The following is a 19,933-nucleotide window of genomic DNA, read 5'->3' on the forward strand; positions in this document are numbered from 1 at the left end:
ACTCTTTGAACTAGCTTGGTGCGCGCGACTTGGAACCATGCCTGATGTTTCGGCGGCCGCAGGATGTTCAAAAACTCACGAGGGAATCGAGCAATGAAATCAGCACTCAAGAGCGTCCTGCTGGCTTTGGCTGCCGTAGCGCTTCCGGCCGTCGCCTATGCCCATCCCGCCATCGGCGAAGCTGCCGGCTTCAGCCATGGCTTTGCCCATCCGATTTCTGGCCTCGATCATGTCCTCGCCATGGGGATGGTCGGTGTTTTCGCATTCCAACTCGGCGGCCGCGCCACCTGGCTCCTGCCGATGACCTTCGTTCTTGTCATGGCGCTCGGCGGCGTTCTCGGCGCTGCCGGCATCGCTCTTCCCTTCGTTGAATTGGGCATCGCGCTTTCCGTCGTCGTTCTCGGCGCTATCGTTGCGCTCAACGTCAAGGCTCCGCTCGCTGCAGCGCTCGGCATTGTCGGCCTCTTTGCGATCTTCCACGGGCATGCGCACGGCGCCGAAATGCCGGAAAACGCCGCCGGTGCCGCCTATGCCGCCGGTTTCATGGTCGCGACCGTGCTGCTGCACGTCACAGGCCTTGCCCTTGGTTACGTCATCGGCCGCGTCGGTGAACGTCAGGGCGTTTTCGTGGCGCGCGCGGCCGGCGGCATCGCCGCCATATCAGGCGTCGGCATCCTGGCCGGTTTGATCTGAGCCGCCTCGATCAGCTGCGGCGTGCATAAACGCCGCTAGTCATCACAGTCAAACCAGAACGCCCGGCATGCGCATCGCATTGCCGGGCGTTTCTGCGTCATGGCTGCGAAATGGTGCAGATTGATCCAAGTCAAATACGGCTGTGTCGCGTCCTGTTATATCCGGCTCACGACCAACGAACGAAGATCCAAATTGACGCAGGGCCGCCTTGCCGATTGTCGGTGGGGCGCAAATGTCGCTATAGTAATTTCAGAAATTACTGAAATCACAGACGCAACGGAAATGACCATGAACCTTCCGCCTCTCGTCCAGTCCTTCGTTCTCCATTTCGGCGAAATGGGCTCCCGCTGGGGAATCAACCGTACGGTCGGCCAGATCTATGCCTTGCTCTACGTCTCGCCCGCGCCGATCTGCGCCGAGGAGATCGCCGAATCGCTCGGCATTTCGCGTTCCAATGTTTCAATGAGCCTGCGCGAATTGCAGGCCTGGAACCTCGTCATCCTCAAACACAAGCCGGATGATCGCCGCGATTTCTTCACCACGCCGGATGATGTCTGGCTCATATTGCGGACGCTTGCCGAGGAGCGAAAGAAGCGCGAAGTCGATCCGACGCTGTCGGTCCTGCGGGAGATCCTGATGCAGCGGCCGGCCAGCGACGCCGAACGGCATGCGCAGGCGCGCATGAGCGAGATGCACACGCTGATCGAACAGCTGACGCATTGGTATGAAGACGTAAAACAACTTGAAACGGAAAGGCTCGCGACGCTACTCTCGCTTGGCGCGAAAGTGACCAAGCTTCTGGAGGCCAAGGACCGGGTCATCTCGCTCGGCCGCAGCCGCCGGCCGAATCCTGCGAACAAGAGTTAGCGCCATGGGCACTGCTTTCGTCGACGCAACAAACGAAGCGGAGGCCCGGGCGAGGGATGGAGAAGTTCCACGCGCCGACTCGGCGAAAGCCCGGCTGCGGTATGCGGCGATGCTCCAGGCATTGGCCGCCGCCATCTGGATCCCGCAGGCCGGATTGCTGGCGGTCTCGGTCGGCCGTATCGCCGATGGCGGCGGGCTGCGTGATGTTCTCTGGCCGGCCTTCGGCATCCTCGTCCTTGGGTTGGTAAGAAGCTGTCTCGACGCGGCTGGCGGCCGCCTGGCTTTTCGCGCCGCGCGCATGGAACTCAGCCGCAAGCGGCAGGTCGCCGCGGCTGCCCTTTCCCTATCGTCGCCGGTCGACCGCGGCCGGCCGGTATCCGGCAAAGCCGCGAGCGTCATCGGCGAACAAGCCGAACTCATCGTGGCCTATCTCTCGCGTTTCCAGCCGGCACGGATGAAGGCGAGCCTTGTGCCGCTCGTCATCCTTGCCTTTATCCTCCCGGTCTCCTGGATCGCCGCGCTGGTCCTGCTGTTTGCCGCGCCGCTGATTCCGATCTTCATGGCGCTGATCGGCTGGCGCGCCCAGGCTGCTAGCGAAAGACAGCTTGTCGCGACCGGCGGCCTCAACGGTTTCCTGCTCGATCGCCTGCGCGGACTGACGACGATCCGCGCGCTCGACGCGGTCGAAACAACGGCCCAGCGACTGCGGCGCGAGGCGGAATCGCTTCACGTGCGCACCATGTCCGTGCTGAAAATCGCCTTTCTGTCCTCGGCCGTGCTCGAGCTTTTCGCGGCGCTCGGCGTGGCGATGGTTGCCGTCTATGTCGGCTTCAGCCTGCTTGGCGAAATCCGCTTCGGCACTTGGTCGGGCGAGCTCGATCTGACTGAGGGGTTGTTCATCCTGCTGCTCGCGCCCGCCTTCTTCGAGCCGCTGCGCGAACTCTCGGCCGTCTGGCACGACCGGGCTGCCGGCGAGGCGGCGCTGAAAGCGCTGGATGCACTTGCCGGCGGCGGCGGCTTACCCATCCGGGGATCGGCCGAACCGGCGGCTGTAGCCGGCACCGAGGCGCCGGACGTCCATCTCGAAAATCTCGCCTTTCGCTATGGTGCCGATGAACCACTGATCCTCGGCGGCTTCAATCTCGATGTCGCCGCCGGCGAACATCTGGCGCTGCTTGGCGCCAGCGGCTCCGGCAAGTCGACGCTTCTTTCGCTGATTGCCGGTTTGGCTCCCTGTACCGATGGCCGCATCCTCATTGGCGGCGTCGAGCTTACCGACGAAACTGCCGCGAACCTTCGGGGCGGCATGGCTTGGATCGGCCAGAAACCGCATATCTTTGCCGGCACCATCGCGGGCAATATCGCGCTTGGCAGGCCCGGCGTTCTGCGCGGCGATGTGGCGGATGCTCTTGCCGCCGCCAGCCTTGAAAAGGTGGCTGACGCCTATGGTCCCCAGCCGCTTGGCGAAAGCGGGGTCGGACTTTCCGGCGGCGAGGTGCTGCGGCTTGCGATCGCGCGCGCAGCCTGCAATCCGCACCTGAAGATCATCCTGGCCGATGAGCCCACCGCACATCTCGACGCCGCCACCGCGGCTGATGTGACCCAGAGCCTGCTTGCGCTCGCGCGGGGCCGTACCCTCGTCGTCGCGACACACGATCCGCTGCTGGCCGCCCGCATGCATCGCGCCATCCGCATCGATGCCGATCTCGCCATAAGGGAGGCAGCCGAATGAGTTTCTTTGTCGCGGATATCAGACCGATCCTGCGTCTCTTCCTCGCAGAGCGCCGACGTGCGTTGTTGCTCGGCGCGCTGCTTTCCGTAGCAACGGTGACGGCGGGCATTGCGTTACTCGGCCTCTCCGGCTGGTTCATCACCGCCACTTCGCTTGCCGGCCTTTCGGCCGCAGCCGCCATGACTTTCGACGTTTTTGCGCCGGCGGCCGGTATCCGTCTGTTGGCCATCATCAGGACGGCGGCACGTTACGGTGAAAGGCTCGCGACCCATGACGCGACGCTCGGCGTGCTTGCCGCGCTACGTGAAAGGCTGTTTCGCGGCTTTGCCGAACCGGGTGCCGCCCGCGCGCTCTTGCATCGCCCGGCGCGGCTGCTCTTCCGGTTGACGGCCGATATCGATGCGCTCGATTCCCTCTATCTCCGCATTCTCGTGCCGGCGGCGGTGGCGATCGGCGCAGCACTGGCTGCGAGCGTGGTGCTGGGGCTGATGCATCCCCTGTTCGGCCTGTGTTTCGGCCTTTTTCTCGTCGGCGCCGGCTTCGGTCTGCCTTTTTTGATCGCCGGCCGCACGGCGCGCAGACATGCTCGGCGGCGCGCCCATGGCATCGAAGCGCTGCGGTCGAGGACGATCGATCTCGTCGTCGGGCAAACCGACCTGTTGATGGCCGGCCGGCTTGAGGCGCAGAGGGGCGCGATCGCCGCGGCCGACAGCTATGCTGCTCGTGCCGATGATCGGCTGAACCGCGCCGAAGCCGGCCTGACCTTCAGCTTCGGCATCGTCTCCACCCTTCTGCTGACGGGGTCGCTGCTTGCCGTCGCAGCCCTAGCGGAAACGAAGGCGATTACCGCACCTGTCGCAGCCCTCGGCCTGCTCGTCGCCTTCGCGGCGGTCGAGCCCTTCGCGGCACTCCGCCGCGGCGCCCTGGAACTCGGGCGGACGCTGCTCGCAGCAAGGCGTATCGCACCGTGGCTTGCCGTCGCCGATGTAACCGAACCGTTGGCGACGCCGCTGCCGGGATATGCCTTTTCTCTAGCCGGCGTGTCCGCCTTTCATGAAAATTCTGCCGTGCCGGCGCTCCAGGGTATCGACCTCGTGCTCAAGCAGGGCGAACGCCTCGCCGTCATCGGCAGCAGCGGCGCCGGCAAGTCGAGCCTGCTCGCTCTGCTTTCCCAAGAGTTGCCGGCCAGGACAGGAGGCGTCGCCGCGATGACGGCGACCCTGCTGGCGCAGCGAACGGAACTCTTCGAGGATAGCCTGCGCGGCAACCTCGCCCTTGCTAATCCGGATGCCGGCGAGGCCGGCCTTCGCGAAGCGCTCGCCGCAGCCGGCCTGCTTGCCGATGTCGAGATCATGCCGCGCGGGCTCGACACGCCGCTTGGCGAAGGCGGCCTTGGCCTTTCCGGCGGCCAGTCGCGCCGGCTCGCGCTGGCCCGCCTCTTCCTGCGCGACACGCCGCTCTGGCTGCTCGACGAGCCGACCGAAGGTCTCGATGGTGCGACCGCCCGCGACGTGCTCCAGCGTCTTTCGGCGAAGGCGGCGGGCCGCTCGCTGGTGATTGCAACGCATATCCGCCGTGAAGCTGCCATCGCAGACCGCGTCGCCGTCATCGAAGGCGGCCGCATTTCAGAGATTTCGCGCCGCGGAGAGGCGGCGTTCGAAAAGGCGCTCGACCGGCTTCGGCCGGATTGAGCGAGACAACATGCCCTCAGGCGCCGGCCGGCGCTTGGGAATGCTCCGTACCCCGTGGGACCGTGGGAGAAGACAATGGAACTAGATATCGTAGCACTTTCGCGCTTCCAATTCGCGCTGACGGCGCTTTACCACTTCCTGTTCGTACCTCTGACGCTCGGCCTGTCCGTGCTGCTCGCGATCATGGAAACCGTCTATGTCATGACCGGCCGCCAGATCTGGCGGCAGATGACGAAATTCTGGGGCACGCTGTTCGGAATCAACTTCGTGATCGGCGTCGCCACCGGCATCGTCATGGAATTCCAGTTCGGCATGAACTGGAGCTATTACAGCTATTATGTCGGCGACATCTTCGGGGCGCCGCTGGCGATCGAAGGCCTGATGGCCTTCTTCCTCGAGGCGACCTTCGTCGGCCTGTTTTTCTTCGGCTGGGACAAGCTGTCGAAGGTCGGGCATCTGGTCGCCACCTGGGCGGTGGCGCTCGGCTCGAATTTTTCTGCCCTCTGGATCCTGATCGCCAATGGCTGGATGCAGAACCCTGTGGGATCGGCGCTCAATCCGCAGACGATGCGCATGGAGATCACAAGCTTCTTCGATGTGGTGTTCAACCCGGTTGCCCAGGCGAAATTCGTTCACACGGTGTCGGCAGGTTATGTCTGCGCCTCGATCTTCGTGCTCGGCGTCTCGGCCTGGTATATAATCAAGGGCCGGCATATCGAGCTTGCCAAGCGTTCGATGACGGTTGCGGCCTCCTTCGGCCTTGCTTCGGCGCTTTCGGTCGTCGTCCTTGGCGACGAGAGCGGTTATCTCGCCACCGAGAACCAGAAGATGAAGCTTGCCGCGATCGAGGGCATGTGGAAGACCGAACCGGCGCCGGCGGCCTTCACCGCCTTCGGTTTCCCTGACCAGGAGGCGCGCGAAACGCATTTTGCCGTGCACATCCCCTGGGTCATGGGCCTGATCGGCACGCGGTCGCTGACCACCGAAATCCCCGGCATCGACAAGCTCGAACAGCAGGCCGAAACCCGGATCCGGGACGGCATCAAGGCTTACGACGCGCTGATGCAGATCCGTTCGGCACGGGCACAGGACCAGGTTGCGCAGGAAGTGCGCAGCTCCTTCGAGGATCTCGGCCATGATCTCGGTTACGCTCTTCTTCTGAAGCGCTACGTCGACGATCCGCGCCAGGCGACCGAGGAGCAGATCGTTCAGGCCGCGCGTGATACGATCCCGCACGTGCCGACGCTCTTCTGGTCCTTCCGCATCATGGTCGGCCTCGGCATGTTCTTCATCCTGCTGACCGCCACCTTTTTCTGGCTGTCGGCGCGCCGCCATCTCGACAAATATCCGTTGCTTCTTAGGATTGCCGTGCTGGCGATCCCCCTGCCCTGGGTTGCCATCGAACTCGGCTGGGTCGTCGCCGAGTTCGGCCGCCAGCCCTGGGTGATCGAAGGCGTTCTGCCGACGGCTGCCGCCGTCTCCAGCCTTGGCGCCGGCACCGTGCTTCTGACCATCATCGGTTTTGCGGCACTCTACACGACGCTGATCGTCATCGAGATGGGCCTGATGATCAAGGCAATCAAGCAAGGACCGGAGCCGGACGACGAGCCGGAAGCGGTTCTGATTTCCGAAACCCTCGTCCCGGCCGCGGAGTGACCTGCCATGATCCTTCACGAACTCATCGACTATGAAACCCTGCGTCTCATCTGGTGGCTGCTGCTCGGCGTATTGCTGATCGCTTTTGCGACGACCGGCGGTTTCGATCTCGGCGTCGGCACGCTTCTGCCTTTCGTCGCCCGGACCGATACGGAACGGCGCGTGGCGATCAACACCATCGGCGCCACCTGGGAGGGCAACCAAGTGTGGCTGATCCTCGGCGGCGGCGCCATCTTCGCCGCCTGGCCGCCGCTTTATGCTGTGTCCTTCTCGGGCTTCTATCTGGCGATGTTCGCGATCCTCTTCGCGCTCATCCTGCGCCCGGTCGGGTTCAAATATCGTTCGAAGCGGGAAAGCACCAGCTGGCGGAGCGGCTGGGACTGGGCGCTCTTCATCGGCGGTTTCGTGCCGTCGCTGATCTTCGGCGTTGCCGTCGGCAATGTGCTGCAGGGCGTGCCCTTCCGCTTTGCCGACGATATGCGGATCTTCTACGAAGGCTCGTTCTTCGCCCTGCTCAACCCCTATGCGCTGCTCTGCGGCCTGCTTTCCCTAGCCATGCTGACGATGCATGGTGCGGCCTGGCTGGTGTTGAAGTCGAGTGGCCCGGTCGCAGTGCGTGCCAGAAGCTATGGCAGCATCGCCGCCCTTGCCGTCATCGTGCTTTTCGCACTCGGCGGCCTCTTCCTGTGGATCGGCGTCGGTGGCTATCGCATCACCAGCGATATCAGCCCGATCGGCCCCTCCAATCCGCTGCTGAAGACCGTGGCGCTGGAGAAAGGCGGGTGGCTGACCAACTACACCGCCCATCCCTGGACGATCATCGCGCCCGTCCTCGGCTTCGTCGGCGCGGCGCTGGCCTTCATCGCCATGCGGGCAAGGCGCGAGGTCATGACGCTGCTCTTCAGCAAGGTGGCGATCTTTGGCATCATCTCGACGGTCGGCCTGTCGATGTTCCCGTTCATCCTGCCCTCCTCGCTCGATCCGCGATCGAGCCTGACGGTCTGGGATGCATCCTCCAGCCACATGACACTGTTCATCATGCTTGTGGTGACAGTGATCTTCCTGCCGATCATCTTCGCCTACACAGCCTGGGTCTACAAGGTTCTGTGGGGCAAGGTCGATGAGAAGTCCATCACCGATGAAAATAGCCACGCTTACTAGAGCGATTCAGTGGAACCGCTCTAACCTTTTGTTTTTATGCAATTCCGGACGGAAACCCGCTTCGCACTTTTCCTGGAATTGCTCTGAGGGAGACCAAACGATGTGGTATTTTGCATGGATGCTCGGCCTGCCGCTGGCCGCCGCCTTCGCCGTCCTCAACGCCATGTGGTATGAGCTGATGGACGACGCGGCCAGGAAGAAAGCTTCCGAGCTGCGCAAGTAGAAATGCAAAGGGCGCGGTTCAAACCGCGCCCTTTGCTGTTGCTTCAGCCTTCCAGCCACTTCACCTGCTCGGGTGTGAGCTTGATGTCGAGCGCCGAGAGACTGTCTTCCAACTCGGCGACGGTGCGCGGCCCGATCAGCGGAATGACCGGGAAAGGCTGGGCGATCACATAGGCGAGTGCGATGTGGATCGGATTGCGGCCGAGTTTGTTTGCCAGTTCGATAGCACGGTCGCGGCGTCCGAAGTTGCGCTCGGAATACCAGACCCGCACGATCTCCTCGTCATCTCGCTTGTCGCGGCCGGCGCGGTCGGTAAAGAAGCCGCGACCCTGGCTCGACCAGGCAAAGTTCGGGATCTGCTTCTCGTTCAGCCACTTCTTCCAGTCGTCGTCGGAAGCGGCGACGCAACCGGCCCAGATCGGATCGAGCATTTCGGCGAGCGAGAAGTTGTTGGAGAGTGCTGCCGGCGCCGCCTTGCCGGTCTTTTCGGCATAGGCGATCGCTTCGTCGAAGCGGGCCCGCGTCCAGTTCGAGCCGCCGAATATGCCGCGGATGCGTCCGCGCTTGACCTCGGCATCCATGGCATCGACGAACTCGCCGACGGGCACGTCGGTATTGTCGCGATGCATGAAATAGATGTCGACATAGTCGGTCTTCAGCCTCGAAAGCGACTGGTCGAGCTGCTTTGCGATCATATCAGGATAGCAGAGCGGCGAATGCGCACCCTTGCCGATCAGCACGATCTCCTCGCGCGGCACCTTGCGGCTCGTGTGCCAGTCGCCGAAGATCGCTTCCGTCTTGCCGCCGCCATAGACATAGGCCGTGTCGAAGGCATTGCCGCCGGCCTCGTAGAAGGCGTCGAGCGTCAGCGAGGCGGCGGCGAAGTTCGGGAAGAACTCGAAGCCGAGCGTCACGACCGAGGCAGGTTTGGAAATGCCGGGGATCTGGCGCTGCGGAATGCTGTTGCCACGCGCGACCGTGCCGCCGGCAATGTTTGCCGTGCGCTTGCTGGCTTTCTCAACGCCGTATTCCAGACCGACCGAGGCACGCCATTGGTCGAGCACGCGCAGGTTTCCGATCGAATCCGCCCAGCTCATGCCGGGAGAGCTGAATTCCGTCTTGCCGGCGCGGATGGCGTCACCCGCCGCATCGGCCTCGAAGGAGTAAAGCCAGCGGTCTTCCCTGAGCTCGACGGTTTCCTGTTTGCCCCCCTTGAAGATCTCGATCTTGCCGACGCCGCCCTTGTGGCCGGAGGCGAACCAGAAGTCCTGGACCTCGATCCGGCCTTCCGAGCCGATGATGCGCAGCACATTGTCCTGATTCGCCATGATCGAGCAGGAGACTTCGGCGATGATCTCGTTCGGGAACTTCAGCACGGCAGAGGCCCATTCATCGACGCCGCTCTCTCCGAGATGGGCGACGCCCGAGACCTTCTCCGGTTCCAGGAAGGCCTTGCCCTGCGCCGCGCCGGCAATCAGCCGGGCCATCGAGACCGGATAACCGCCGACATCGAGAATGCCGCCGCCGGCGGTATCATTGGCGAAAAGCCGGTGTTCCGGCCTATAGCTGCCCATGTTGAAGCCGAAGCTCGAGCGGATGATGCGAACGGTGCCGATGACGCCGCTTTTGACGAGTTCGACCAGCTTCTCTGTCTGCGGATGCACGCGATACATGAAGGCTTCCCCGGCAAAGACGCCGGCTTTTTTCGCCTCGTAATAAACCGCTTCGGCATCATAGGCCGACAGTGCGATCGGCTTTTCCACCAGGATGTGCTTGCCGGCGCGTGCCGCCTTGATCGCCCATTCGGCATGGCCGGTGTGGGGGACGGCGATATAGATCGCATCGATCTCCTTATCGGAGAGCAGCGCCTCGTAACCATCGACGATGCGGGCACCGGGGAAGTTCTCGGCAAGACCCGGCTTTGCAGGATTGCGGGTGGCGATCGCCACCAGTCTGCCGGTGCGCGAATGAGCGACGCCATCGGCAAAGGTGCGGGCGATGGTGCCGGGGCCGATGATGCCCCAGCGGATCGGTTGATCTGAAGTCATGGAAAATCCTCTTTCGTCTTTCTGTCCTGGGATTTGGTTCAGCGAAGCCGCTTGCCGGCGCCGTCGAAAAGGAATGAGCGGTTGGCGGGAAGGCCGACTATCAGCGTGTCGCGATTGCCGGCGACGCGCGATTCCGGTCGCTCGATGATCAGTTGCTCGGGGCCTATGGTGGCGTAGATGTAACTGGTATTGCCGAGATGTTCGGCGACGTCGATGGTGACGGTGAGGTCGGCATCGCCCGTGCCCGCATCGACGAAATGTTCCGGACGGATGCCGAGCGTCACTTTTGCGCCAGCTTGGATGGGATCGGCGACCGGCAACGTCAGGCGGGTATTGGCGTCACTTTCCAGCGCGATCACTGCCCGGCCCGGCTGCGTTTCAACCACTACGGCGTTGAGGAAATTCATCTTCGGCGAGCCGACGAAACCGGCGACGAACTGATTGGCGGGATCATCGTACAGATCGAGCGGCGCGCCGATCTGCTCGATATTGCCGGCGCGCAGCACGACAATCCTGTCGGCGAGTGTCATCGCCTCCGTCTGGTCGTGGGTGACATAGATCATCGTCGTGCCGAGCTTCTTGTGCAGTCTTGATATTTCGACGCGCATCTGCACGCGCAGTTCGGCGTCGAGGTTCGACAAAGGTTCGTCGAACAGGAAGACCTGTGGTTCGCGGACGATGGCGCGGCCGATGGCGACGCGCTGGCGCTGACCGCCGGAAAGCTGCTTCGGCCGCCGCTTCATCAGCTCGGTGATCTGCAGGATCTCTGCGACATGGCGCACGCGCCGCTCGGTGTCGGCCTTCGGATTGCCGTTCATGCGCAGGCCGAAGCTCAAATTTTCCTCGACGGTCAGGTGCGGATAGAGCGCATAGGACTGGAAGACCATGGCGATGCCGCGATCGGCCGGCTCGACGTCGTTGACGACCCTGCCGCCGATCTGAAGCTCACCTGACGTAATGTCCTCGAGGCCGGCGATCATCCGGAGCAGCGTGGACTTGCCGCAGCCGGACGGGCCGACGAAGACGACGAATTCGCCGTCCTTCACCTCCAGATTGGCGCCGTGGATGATCTCAAAGCCGCCGAAGCGCTTGACGATGTTGCTGAGTGAAAGCTCTGCCATGCAGCCTCCCGATTATTTGCCCGATTATTTGATTGCGCCGGCCGCGATGCCGGCGATGAAATGGCGTTGAAGCGCCACGAAGATGACGAGGATCGGCGCCGTCAGCAGCACCGCGCCGGCCATGATGCCGCCCCATGACACCTTGGTGAGGCCGATCAGCGTTCCCAATGCCACAGGCGCCGTCATCATTCCCGGTTTGGAATTGATCAGCAGCGGCCAGAGGTAGTTGTTCCACGAGGCGAGGAAGAGGATGATCGCGAGTGCGGCCATGGTTGGGCGCGCCAGCGGCAGGGCGATGCGCAGGAAGATCTGCCATTCCTTGACGCCCTCGACCCGGGCGGCATCGAAAAGCTCGCCCGGCATCATCGAGAAGGATTGCCGCATGAACAGCACCCCGAGCGAATTGAACAACGGCGGCACGATCAGCGCCACCCAGGTGTTTGCCAGCTTGAATTCGCGGGCCACCATGATGAATTGCGGGATGACGACCACCGAAAACGGCAGCGTGATCGTGCCGAGGATGATGGCGATGACGATCGAGCGGCCGACGAAACGGTAACGCGCCAGCGCCCAGCCCGCCATCGAGGTCAGCAGTACCGACAGGACCGTATAGATGAGCGCGACGCCGATGGAGATCACCATCGCACCGATGAAATCGGTGTCGGCCTGCAGGTTCTTGAAATTCTCGACGAAATTGGTCGATGGCCAGAGCACGATGTCAGGGCTGAAGATGCCGTTGTCGGGCATGGTCGAGAAGACGAACATCATCCAGAGCGGAAACAGCCAGATTATCGCAAGCGGCGCCAGCGCGGCATGCAACGCGATCTGGCGCAGCAGAAGGGATTGCGATTTGGATTTCATTTCGGATCCCTCCCGACCCAGAGATTGAGAAGCGAGATCGCCACGGCAAGGGCAGCCATCGTATAGGCGATCGCCGAGGCATAGCCGAAGTTCAGTGAGGTGAAGCCCTGGCGATAAAGCAGCAGGCCGAGCGTCTCGGTGCCGCCACCGGGACCGCCACGATTGGTGATCAGGAAGGGCTCGGTGAACAGCTGCATGGTGCCGATCACCGAGAGCACCACGCAGAAGAGGATGATCGGTTTCAGCAGCGGCAGGGTGATGTGAAAGAATTGCTGGATCTTGCTCACCCGATCGAGCGTCGCAGCCTCATAGACATCGTCGGGAATCGACTGCAGGCCGGCGAGGATGATGATGGCGTTGTAGCCGGCCCAGCGCCATGTGACGGCGAGGATGATCAGCGCCATGGCGGCATTCGCGTTGTCGAACCAGGAGACCGGGCTGAGACCGACGGCCGAGATCAGCTTGTTGATGATGCCGAAATCGAGGCTGAACATCAGCCGGAAGACGGCAGCATAGGCGACCTCGCCGACGACAACAGGCGCAAAGAAGGCGAAGCGGAAGAGCGGCCGCGCTTTTAGCAGCGGCGAATTGAGCATTACGGCCATGACCGTCGCAAGCGCGATCATCACCGGCACCTGAATCAGCAGGATGATCAGGGTGTTGTAAAGAGCATTGTAGAAAGCCGGGTCGTAGAAGAGCCGGCCCCAATTGGCCTGAAAACTGAATTTCCACGGATTGATTCGGGTGTTCTGAAACGAAATCAGGAACGAATTGATGATCGGCCAGACCCAGAAGGTGGCAAAGACCAGCAGATAGGGAGCGAGGAACGCATAGGCGCTCCGAGTTCTGAACGGCATCAAGCCTCCTCCTCACGAACGAATGACCGGCCGCATTGCAAACCGGGGGAAAGCCGGGCGCCTGAAGCGCCCGGCATCGTCATTCATTGCGCGATCGGGAGACCGGTCGCCGAAGCGATCTGCTTGGCGGCGTCGTCGAGAGCCGCCTTCGCATCGGGATAGCCGCCAGCGAAGAACTTCGTCTGCGTTGCCTTGAAGATGGCTTCCGCATCGCTCTGGAAGGCGGTGCCGCGGCTCGGTACGATCTTCGGCAGTGTCGCCAGAATATCCGCCCAGACCTTCTGGCCGCCCCAATAGGGCTGCGGCTCATTGACGAAGGGATCCTTCTCAGCCGAAAGCAGCGACGGGACCAGACCGAATTCCTTCAGCATGGTGATCTGGCCCTCATCCGTGCCGAGGGCGTAGTTGACGAATTTCCAGGCGGCTTCCTTGTTCGCGGATGTCGCCGAAATGGCGAGCGACGAACCGCCGAGATTGGCCGCATGCGGGCCATCGGCCGTCAGGCTCGGCATTCTGTAGACGCCCCACTTGCCCTTGAGATCGGGAGAGGTCGAGCGCACGGTGCCCTCATACCAGCCGCCATACAGCTGGCTTGCGGCCTTGCCGGCGGTATTGGCCTGGATCTTTTCGTCCCAGTTGGCCGACGTCAGCGTCCCGGCATCCTTCATCTCCTTCACCTTTTGCAGCGAGGCGACGCAGGCCGGCTGGTTAATGGTGATATTCTGGCCGTCGGTCGAGTAGTAGCCGCAGCCCTGTTCGTTGGCGATCATGCGAAACCATTCGCTGTCGCCGTTGAAGTCGGCCTGCGCCATGACGACGCCGGGATTGGCGGCAGAAATCTTTTTGCCGGCAGCGATGAAATCGTCCCAGGTGCTGATCGTGCTCGGATCGACGCCGGCCTTTTCGTAGAGATCGCGGCGATAGAAGACGGCGACAGGGCCGGAATCCCATGGCATGGCATAGGCGACATCGCCGACTTCAAGCTCGGTGCGCTTGAAATCAGGGAATTTCGCTTGGATGTCGGCCGTGTAGCCGAGCTCCTTCAGATTGGCGAAGCAATCCGGGAAACGGCTCCAGAAGATTTCAGCCTCGAAATTCTCGATGCTGACAATGTCAGGCAAGCCGTCGCCGCCGGCAGCACACGCCGCGAGCGTCTTGTCAAAGACCTGGCTGTTGCCGAGGTCCTCGACGGTGATTTTGATATCGGGAAACTGCTTGTTGAAGCCTGGAAGCGTGGACTTCAATGCCGATGCAGCGACATTCCAGCTCCAGATGGTGAGATTAGCCGACTGCGCGAATGCGGAGCCGGAAGCAAGCACTGCGACAGCTGCGGTCGCAGCGAGAAGTTTGAAGCGCATTGAAAATCCTCCCTTTTCAATTGCCGATCTTTCACGAACGCGGTTAGACTATCTGTAAGGGAGCGGGTGTCTCCTAAAAAGGGAACATGAATTTGGCGGAAAGTAAGGTCGGCACACGTGCAATCTATCAGCCCGGCGCGAGCAGCATCGAGGGATTGCCAACGGCGCTGCAGATGTTTCATGCCCATCCGCCCGTCATGGCCATGCCGCACTGGCACGCGCAGGTCGAGGTCAACTACGTGATGCGCGGTACCGTGCACTACCGGATGAGCGACCACGAATTCCGGCTGAACGCCGGCGAAATGTGCCTGTTCTGGGGTGGCCAGCCGCATCAGATGGACGAATCCTCGGATGATTCGCTCTATGCCGGGGCCCATCTGCCGCTCGTCTATTTCTTCCGGCTGCGCCTGCCGATCAGCGTTTCCAGCCGGCTGATGAAGGGCGAGACGCTGCTGACCTCGGCAACGGATGCCGCCGACAGCGAGAACTTCACCCGCTGGTTCCGCTATGCCAACTCAGGCGATCCCGCCAAGGCCCAGCACGCCGTCGACGAGTTGCTGCTGCGCATCGAGCGGATCGCGCTCGAACCCTATTCGATGACGTCGCAGGCGGCCATCAATCTCGACGGCGATCACCCTTATCCGCATTCCTCGCGCAGCGTCGCGCGCATGTGCGATTTCATTGCCGCCAATTTCCTGCACGACATCGATTCGGTCGATATCGCCCGCGCCGCCGACCTGCATCCGAAATATGCGATGAACCTGTTCAAGCGATCGACCGGCATGACGCTCAGCAAATATGTGACGCTGCTGCGGCTGTCGCGCGCTCAGGCGATGCTGATGAGCGAGGGCGCCAACGTACTGCAGGTGGCGATGGACAGCGGCTTCGGCTCGATCAGCGCCTTCAACAAATCCTTCCGCCATATCGCCGGCATGTCGCCGTCGGACTTCCGCCGTGATATCCGGCTGGTGACGACGGTCCCGGCCGGCGCTTTCCGGAACTAGCTCAGGGCCAGCCGCAATTCGGCGTTCTGTGCATCCGCCTGCGACTTGTTTTTCACTGGGTAAAAAAGAACCAACGCCTAAGGTGGCGGCAGAATACGCACATTTTCTGTGCAAGTGCATGCACTATTACATCTGCTAGGGAATTGGCACCATCGCACTCTCAATAAAATCAATGATTTACAATTTGGCACACACTTTGCTTCGATAGTTGCAGAGTTGGTGGCTAGGGTTCCGGCGTCGCAAGGCGTGGCTGGTCCGAGAGCTACCACCGGCAGGGGAGACATCCCGCCGGGTGCACGGCGGGACAAAAGCCCGGGAGACCTCGTAAGCCAAGGGATTGGCGGCACGATGGTCATTGCCGATCCCTTTTGAAGAAAAGCAAAAGGGGAATTTCAATGCAGACTTTTTCGAAGATTCTATCGATTACCGCGCTGACGGCGTCCCTGGCGTTGGGACTCGGCTCCATCGCGAAGGCTGAACAGAAGACCGACTTCAAGGTCGCCTGGTCGATCTATGTTGGTTGGATGCCCTGGGGTTATGCTGCTGATCACGGCATCGTCAAGAAATGGGCCGACAAATACGGCATCAAGATCGAGGTGACCCAGTTCAACGACTACGTCGAATCGATGAACCAATATACCGCAGGCGCCTTCGACGCCGTGACGCTGACCAATATGGACGGCCTGTCGATCCCGGCTGCCGGCGGCGTCGATACCACAGCCGTGATTGTCGGCGACTTCTCGAACGGCAATGATGCCGTCATCCTCAAGGACAAAGCGAGCCTTGCCGACATCAAGGGGCAGAACGTCAATCTCGTCGAATTTTCCGTCTCGCATTATCTGCTCGCCCGCGCACTCGAAAGCATCAAGCTGACCGAGCGCGACGTGAAAGTGGTCAACACCTCCGACGCCGATATGGTCGCCGCTTACAAGACGGCTGACGTGACCGCGGTCGTCACCTGGAACCCGCTGGTCTCGACCATCCTGGAGGATCCCACAGCCAAGAAGGTCTTCGATAGCTCGCAGGTGCCGGGCGAGATCATCGACCTGATGGTCGCCAATTCAGGTGTGCTGAAGGACAATCCGAATTTCGGCAAGGCGCTCGCCGGCATCTGGTATGAAACCGCAGCACTGCTGACTGCCGACAGTGCCGACGGCAAGGCTGCGCGCGAGGCGATGGGCCAGGCATCGGGCACCGATCTCAAGGGCTTCGAATCCCAGCTTGCCGCCACCAAGCTGTTTGCCAAGCCGGCCGATGCCGTTGCCTTCACCGCCTCGGGCAGCCTGCCGAAAACAATGGATCTCGTCCGCAACTTCCTGTTCGAAAAAGGCCTGCTCGGCAATGGCGCGCCGTCGGCCGATGTCATCGGCATTGAAATGCCGGACGGCAAGATCCTCGGCGACAGCGGCAACGTCAAGCTGCGCTTCACCGAGACCTACATGAAGGCAGCCGCCGACGGTTCGCTCTAAGCGATCTCAAAGCTGCGGCGCGGCATTGACCGCGCCGCCTGACCTTCATCAGCGGAGCTTTCCTCATGCGCTGGATCAACACAAGGCCGAGCCGGGGCGCGCAGCTTGCCTTGACGCTGCTGCCCTTCGTGCTGCTGATCGTTGCCTACACTTTTGGCTCGGCGGCACGATTGGCGGAGAATGCCAATGACAAGCTGCTGCCCGGTCTTGCCGGTTTTGCCGATGCGATCGATCGCCTGGCCTTCGTTGCCGATCCGCGCACCGGCGAATACCTGCTCTGGTCCGATACCGGCGCGAGCCTGATCCGCCTTTTTGCTGGCCTTGGCATCTCCACGATCACCGCGCTCGTCATCGGCATGCTGATCGGCATGCTGCCTTACCTCCGGGCGCTGCTCTCCCCTTTCGTCGCCGTTATCTCGATGGTGCCGCCGCTGGCGCTGCTGCCGATCCTTTTCATCGCCATGGGGCTTGGCGAAGCCTCGAAGATCGCGCTCATCGTTATCGGCGTTGCGCCGACGATGATCCGCGACCTTGCGCTGAAGGCGCTGGAGCTGCCGCGCGAACAGATCGTCAAGGCTGAAACGCTCGGCGGCTCCTCCTGGCAGATCGGCCTTCGTGTCGTGCTGCCGCAGATCCTGCCGCGGCTGATCACCTGCCTCAGGCTTCAGCTCGGGCCTGCCTGGCTGTTCCTGATCGCCGCCGAAGCGATTTCGTCGGATTCCGGTCTCGGCTACCGCATCTTCCTCGTCCGCCGCTATCTCTCGATGGACGTCATCTTTCCCTATGTCGTCTGGATCACGCTGCTCGCCGTGATCATGAATTATATCCTCGATCGCATCCGCATCGCCGTCTTCCCCTGGTCAGAGCTGGAGAAGCAGGCATGAGCGAACTGGTGATCGAAAAGGTCTGGAAAGAGTATGGCGACCAGATCGTACTCGAAGACGTGTCGCTGACTGTCGCTTCGCGCGCCTTCGTCGCGCTTGTCGGTCCGTCCGGCTGCGGCAAGTCGACATTCCTGCGCATGCTGCTCGGCCAGGAGCGGCCAACGCGCGGCACCATCCTGCTGGACGGCGAAGCTCTGCCGGCCGAGCCAGGGCCGGATCGCGGCGTCGTCTTCCAGCGCTATTCCGTCTTCCCGCATTTGACCGTGCTGGGCAACGTGCTGCTTGGGCGGGAATTATCCGCTTCCCGCTACAAGGCCAAGCTTTTCGGCGCCGCCCGCCACAGCGCCATCGACGAAGCCCGGCGGCTGATTGCCGAAGTCGGCCTTTCCGGCGCCGAGGACAAATATCCGGCGCAACTATCAGGCGGCATGCAGCAGCGGCTGGCGCTGGCGCAGGCCCTGATCATGAAGCCGAAGGTGCTGCTGCTCGACGAGCCCTTCGGCGCGCTCGACCCCGGCATCCGTGCTGAAATCCACACCTTGATGAAGCGGCTTTGGCACGAAACGCAGATGACCGTCGTCATGGTGACCCACGACATGCGCGAGGCCTTCACGCTGGCGACGCGGGTCGTCGCCTTCGAGCGCAAGCGTGACCGCCCGGAGGAAAAGGAGCGCTACGGCGCGACGATCACCAAGGATATTTCGATCTGGCCGCCGAGGCTTGCCGGCGCGCCCTCCGTCTTCAGCCCCGACCGGGACGGCCCGGTCATTTCTCTGGGCCTTCGCCGGGACGACCCGGCTTCCAGTCCGTCAGGAGAAAAACCATGATGCATGTCAGACGTTCGCCCGAAGAGATCGCTGCCAACCGGCAGCGTTATGAGGAACATCAGAAGAAGGGACTGGAATTTGCGCCGAAGGCCTTGCCGGCACCGAGCCCCCTGCCCGCTCCCGCAATCGATGCGGCTGCGATCATCCATCAGGAGACCATCCCCGGCGGCTGGTACTGGTCGACTGCGCTGAAGCGCGGTGAGGCGCTCCGCATCGATCAGGGCGAGGGCGGATCGACCGTGGCGCTCGTTGCCTGGAACGCTGTCGATACGAGCGAGCGGCTCAATCTCGTCGATACGGTCAAGGTTCAGTGGACGACCGCCCTCGGCAAGGGCCGCGTCATCTTTTCGGATATGGGCCGGGTAATGTTTTCGCTGATCGAGGATAGCTCCGGCGCCCACGACTGCCTGATGGGCGGTTCGACGGCAGCGTCGAACGCCGCAAAATATCCTGACACCAAGACCCGCAACACCCGCGAGAATCTCGTGCTCCTCGCCGGCAAGCTTGGTCTCACCAGGCGCGATATCCCTGCGATTCTCAATCTCTTCGCCCCCGTCCGCGTCGACGATGACGGCGGCTTCCATTGGCGCGGCAAACTCTCCAACAGCGGCGATTATGCCGAGCTGCGCGCCGAAATGGACATGATCGTCGGCTTCTCGAATTGCCCGCATCCGCTCGATTCCGACCCGGTCTATGCGCCGAAGCCGGTCATCGTCACGCGCTTTCGCGCGCCCGTACCCGCAGCCGACGACCTCTCGCGCACGGCGACCGCCGAAGCCCTTCGCGGTTTCGAGAACAACGCCTCGATGCTGGCCTGAGGAGGGATTGTGATGACCGATTTCATCAAGACTTCAGCTTCGCGCAGCCTCGAAAACGCGGTGCAGGATCACTTCATTGCGGCCGAGGCGCCATGGTCCGGCATTGTCCGGAAGGGCCAGACGATCCGCATCGAGGACAGTTACGGCCAGCAGGCGATCGACACGCTGTTCTATCGCGCCGATGACTTTGCCGAGCGCTATTCCAACCAGGATACGATGCGGGCCCAAGGTGGCGCCTATATCGGCACCGGCACGAAGATCATCTCGAACGAGGGCAATGTCATGCTGGTCATGACGGCCGACAGCTGCGGCCGCCACGACACCTCAGCCGGCGCCTGCTCCTGCGAGAGCAACACCGTGCGCTTCGGCCATGGCACGAAATACCTGCATGCCTGCCGCGACAATTTCGTGATCGAGGTGACCAAGCACGGTATGAGCAAGCGCGACATCGTGCCGAACATCAACTTCTTCATGAACGTGCCGATCAAGCCGAATGGTGAGATGACCATCGTCGACGGCATTTCCGCACCTGGGGACTATGTCGAACTGGTGGCCGAGATGGACGTGCTCTGTGTCATCTCCAATTGCCCGCAGATCAACAATCCCTGCAACGGCTTCGATCCGACGCCGATCCGGGTGCTGATCTGGGACGGCGAGGACTGAT

General features: G+C 62.1%; 18 protein-coding genes and 1 riboswitch. Of the genes, 13 read left to right on the forward strand and 5 right to left on the reverse strand.

Going from position 1 to position 19,933, the window contains the following annotated elements; translation table 11 throughout:
* The first annotated feature begins 93 nt into the window (after positions 1 to 93).
* From QMO82_RS01455 to cydX, 7 genes are all read left to right on the forward strand, one after another.
* Positions 94 to 693: a HupE/UreJ family protein gene (locus QMO82_RS01455; protein ID WP_183610192.1), complete on the forward strand. Its 600-nt coding sequence runs from the start codon at positions 94 to 96 to the stop codon at positions 691 to 693.
* 288 nt (positions 694 to 981) lie between these two features.
* A complete protein-coding gene (locus QMO82_RS01460; protein WP_183610191.1) occupies positions 982 to 1,560 on the forward strand; it encodes a GbsR/MarR family transcriptional regulator in 579 nt (192 codons plus the stop codon).
* A 4-nt stretch (positions 1,561 to 1,564) separates the two neighbouring features.
* Positions 1,565 to 3,292: a thiol reductant ABC exporter subunit CydD gene (gene cydD / locus QMO82_RS01465; protein WP_183610190.1), complete on the forward strand. Its 1,728-nt coding sequence runs from the start codon at positions 1,565 to 1,567 to the stop codon at positions 3,290 to 3,292.
* Positions 3,289 to 4,983: an amino acid ABC transporter ATP-binding/permease protein gene (locus QMO82_RS01470; RefSeq protein WP_183610189.1), complete on the forward strand. Its 1,695-nt coding sequence runs from the start codon at positions 3,289 to 3,291 to the stop codon at positions 4,981 to 4,983. The genes cydD and QMO82_RS01470 overlap by 4 nt, the downstream gene beginning before the upstream one ends.
* Before the next feature lie 75 nt (positions 4,984 to 5,058).
* A complete protein-coding gene (locus QMO82_RS01475) occupies positions 5,059 to 6,639 on the forward strand; it encodes a cytochrome ubiquinol oxidase subunit I (RefSeq protein WP_183610188.1) in 1,581 nt (526 codons plus the stop codon).
* 6 nt (positions 6,640 to 6,645) lie between these two features.
* The gene (cydB, locus tag QMO82_RS01480) at positions 6,646 to 7,800 is read left to right on the forward strand and encodes a cytochrome d ubiquinol oxidase subunit II (RefSeq protein WP_183610187.1); all 1,155 of its coding nucleotides are present in this window, start codon (positions 6,646 to 6,648) and stop codon (positions 7,798 to 7,800) included.
* Between the two features lie 100 nt (positions 7,801 to 7,900).
* Positions 7,901 to 8,023 carry a cytochrome bd-I oxidase subunit CydX gene (cydX, locus tag QMO82_RS01485; protein ID WP_130767251.1) on the forward strand — a complete coding sequence of 41 codons (123 nt, stop codon included), beginning with the start codon at positions 7,901 to 7,903 and terminating at the stop codon, positions 8,021 to 8,023.
* 43 nt (positions 8,024 to 8,066) lie between these two features.
* Here cydX and QMO82_RS01490 read toward each other — a convergent pair whose 3' ends face one another.
* The 5 genes from QMO82_RS01490 to QMO82_RS01510 form a co-directional block, all read right to left on the reverse strand.
* A complete protein-coding gene (locus tag QMO82_RS01490) occupies positions 8,067 to 10,070 on the reverse strand; it encodes an aldo/keto reductase (protein WP_183610186.1) in 2,004 nt (667 codons plus the stop codon).
* A gap of 38 nt (positions 10,071 to 10,108) precedes the next feature.
* The gene (locus QMO82_RS01495) at positions 10,109 to 11,191 is read right to left on the reverse strand and encodes an ABC transporter ATP-binding protein (protein WP_183610185.1); all 1,083 of its coding nucleotides are present in this window, start codon (positions 11,189 to 11,191) and stop codon (positions 10,109 to 10,111) included.
* Between the two features lie 24 nt (positions 11,192 to 11,215).
* Entirely contained in the window at positions 11,216 to 12,052 is an 837-nt protein-coding gene (locus tag QMO82_RS01500; RefSeq protein WP_130704935.1) for a carbohydrate ABC transporter permease, read from the reverse strand.
* Positions 12,049 to 12,909, reverse strand: a complete 861-nt coding sequence (locus QMO82_RS01505; RefSeq protein ID WP_017992298.1) for a carbohydrate ABC transporter permease — start codon at positions 12,907 to 12,909, stop codon at positions 12,049 to 12,051. The genes QMO82_RS01500 and QMO82_RS01505 overlap by 4 nt, the downstream gene beginning before the upstream one ends.
* An 83-nt stretch (positions 12,910 to 12,992) precedes the next feature.
* Positions 12,993 to 14,267 carry an extracellular solute-binding protein gene (locus tag QMO82_RS01510; protein ID WP_018247019.1) on the reverse strand — a complete coding sequence of 425 codons (1,275 nt, stop codon included), beginning with the start codon at positions 14,265 to 14,267 and terminating at the stop codon, positions 12,993 to 12,995.
* Positions 14,268 to 14,353: 86 nt separating this feature from the next.
* On the opposite strand from QMO82_RS01510, the gene QMO82_RS01515 reads away from it, so the two are divergent.
* The 6 genes from QMO82_RS01515 (at position 14,354) to QMO82_RS01540 (ending at position 19,932) form a co-directional block, all read left to right on the forward strand.
* Complete coding sequence (locus QMO82_RS01515) at positions 14,354 to 15,271, forward strand: helix-turn-helix domain-containing protein (protein ID WP_183610184.1); 918 nt, start codon at positions 14,354 to 14,356, stop codon at positions 15,269 to 15,271.
* 212 nt (positions 15,272 to 15,483) lie between these two features.
* Positions 15,484 to 15,592, forward strand: a riboswitch (guanidine-I (ykkC/yxkD leader).
* 74 nt (positions 15,593 to 15,666) lie between these two features.
* The gene (locus QMO82_RS01520; RefSeq protein ID WP_047622182.1) at positions 15,667 to 16,740 is read left to right on the forward strand and encodes a putative urea ABC transporter substrate-binding protein; all 1,074 of its coding nucleotides are present in this window, start codon (positions 15,667 to 15,669) and stop codon (positions 16,738 to 16,740) included.
* A 65-nt stretch (positions 16,741 to 16,805) separates the two neighbouring features.
* Positions 16,806 to 17,624, forward strand: a complete 819-nt coding sequence (locus QMO82_RS01525; RefSeq protein ID WP_183610183.1) for an ABC transporter permease — start codon at positions 16,806 to 16,808, stop codon at positions 17,622 to 17,624.
* Positions 17,621 to 18,451 (forward strand): ABC transporter ATP-binding protein, encoded by an 831-nt coding sequence (locus tag QMO82_RS01530; protein ID WP_183610182.1) that lies wholly within the window; start codon positions 17,621 to 17,623, stop codon positions 18,449 to 18,451. Before QMO82_RS01525 ends, QMO82_RS01530 begins: the two co-directional genes overlap by 4 nt.
* On the forward strand, positions 18,448 to 19,269 hold the full coding sequence (locus QMO82_RS01535) for an urea amidolyase associated protein UAAP1 (RefSeq protein WP_183610181.1): 822 nt from the start codon (positions 18,448 to 18,450) through the stop codon (positions 19,267 to 19,269). Before QMO82_RS01530 ends, QMO82_RS01535 begins: the two co-directional genes overlap by 4 nt.
* Before the next feature lie 12 nt (positions 19,270 to 19,281).
* Complete coding sequence (locus QMO82_RS01540) at positions 19,282 to 19,932, forward strand: urea amidolyase associated protein UAAP2 (protein WP_062941840.1); 651 nt, start codon at positions 19,282 to 19,284, stop codon at positions 19,930 to 19,932.
* Position 19,933 lies beyond the last annotated feature (1 nt).

The organism is Rhizobium sp. BT04 (assembly GCF_030053135.1).
Taxonomy (GTDB): domain Bacteria; phylum Pseudomonadota; class Alphaproteobacteria; order Rhizobiales; family Rhizobiaceae; genus Rhizobium; species Rhizobium binxianense.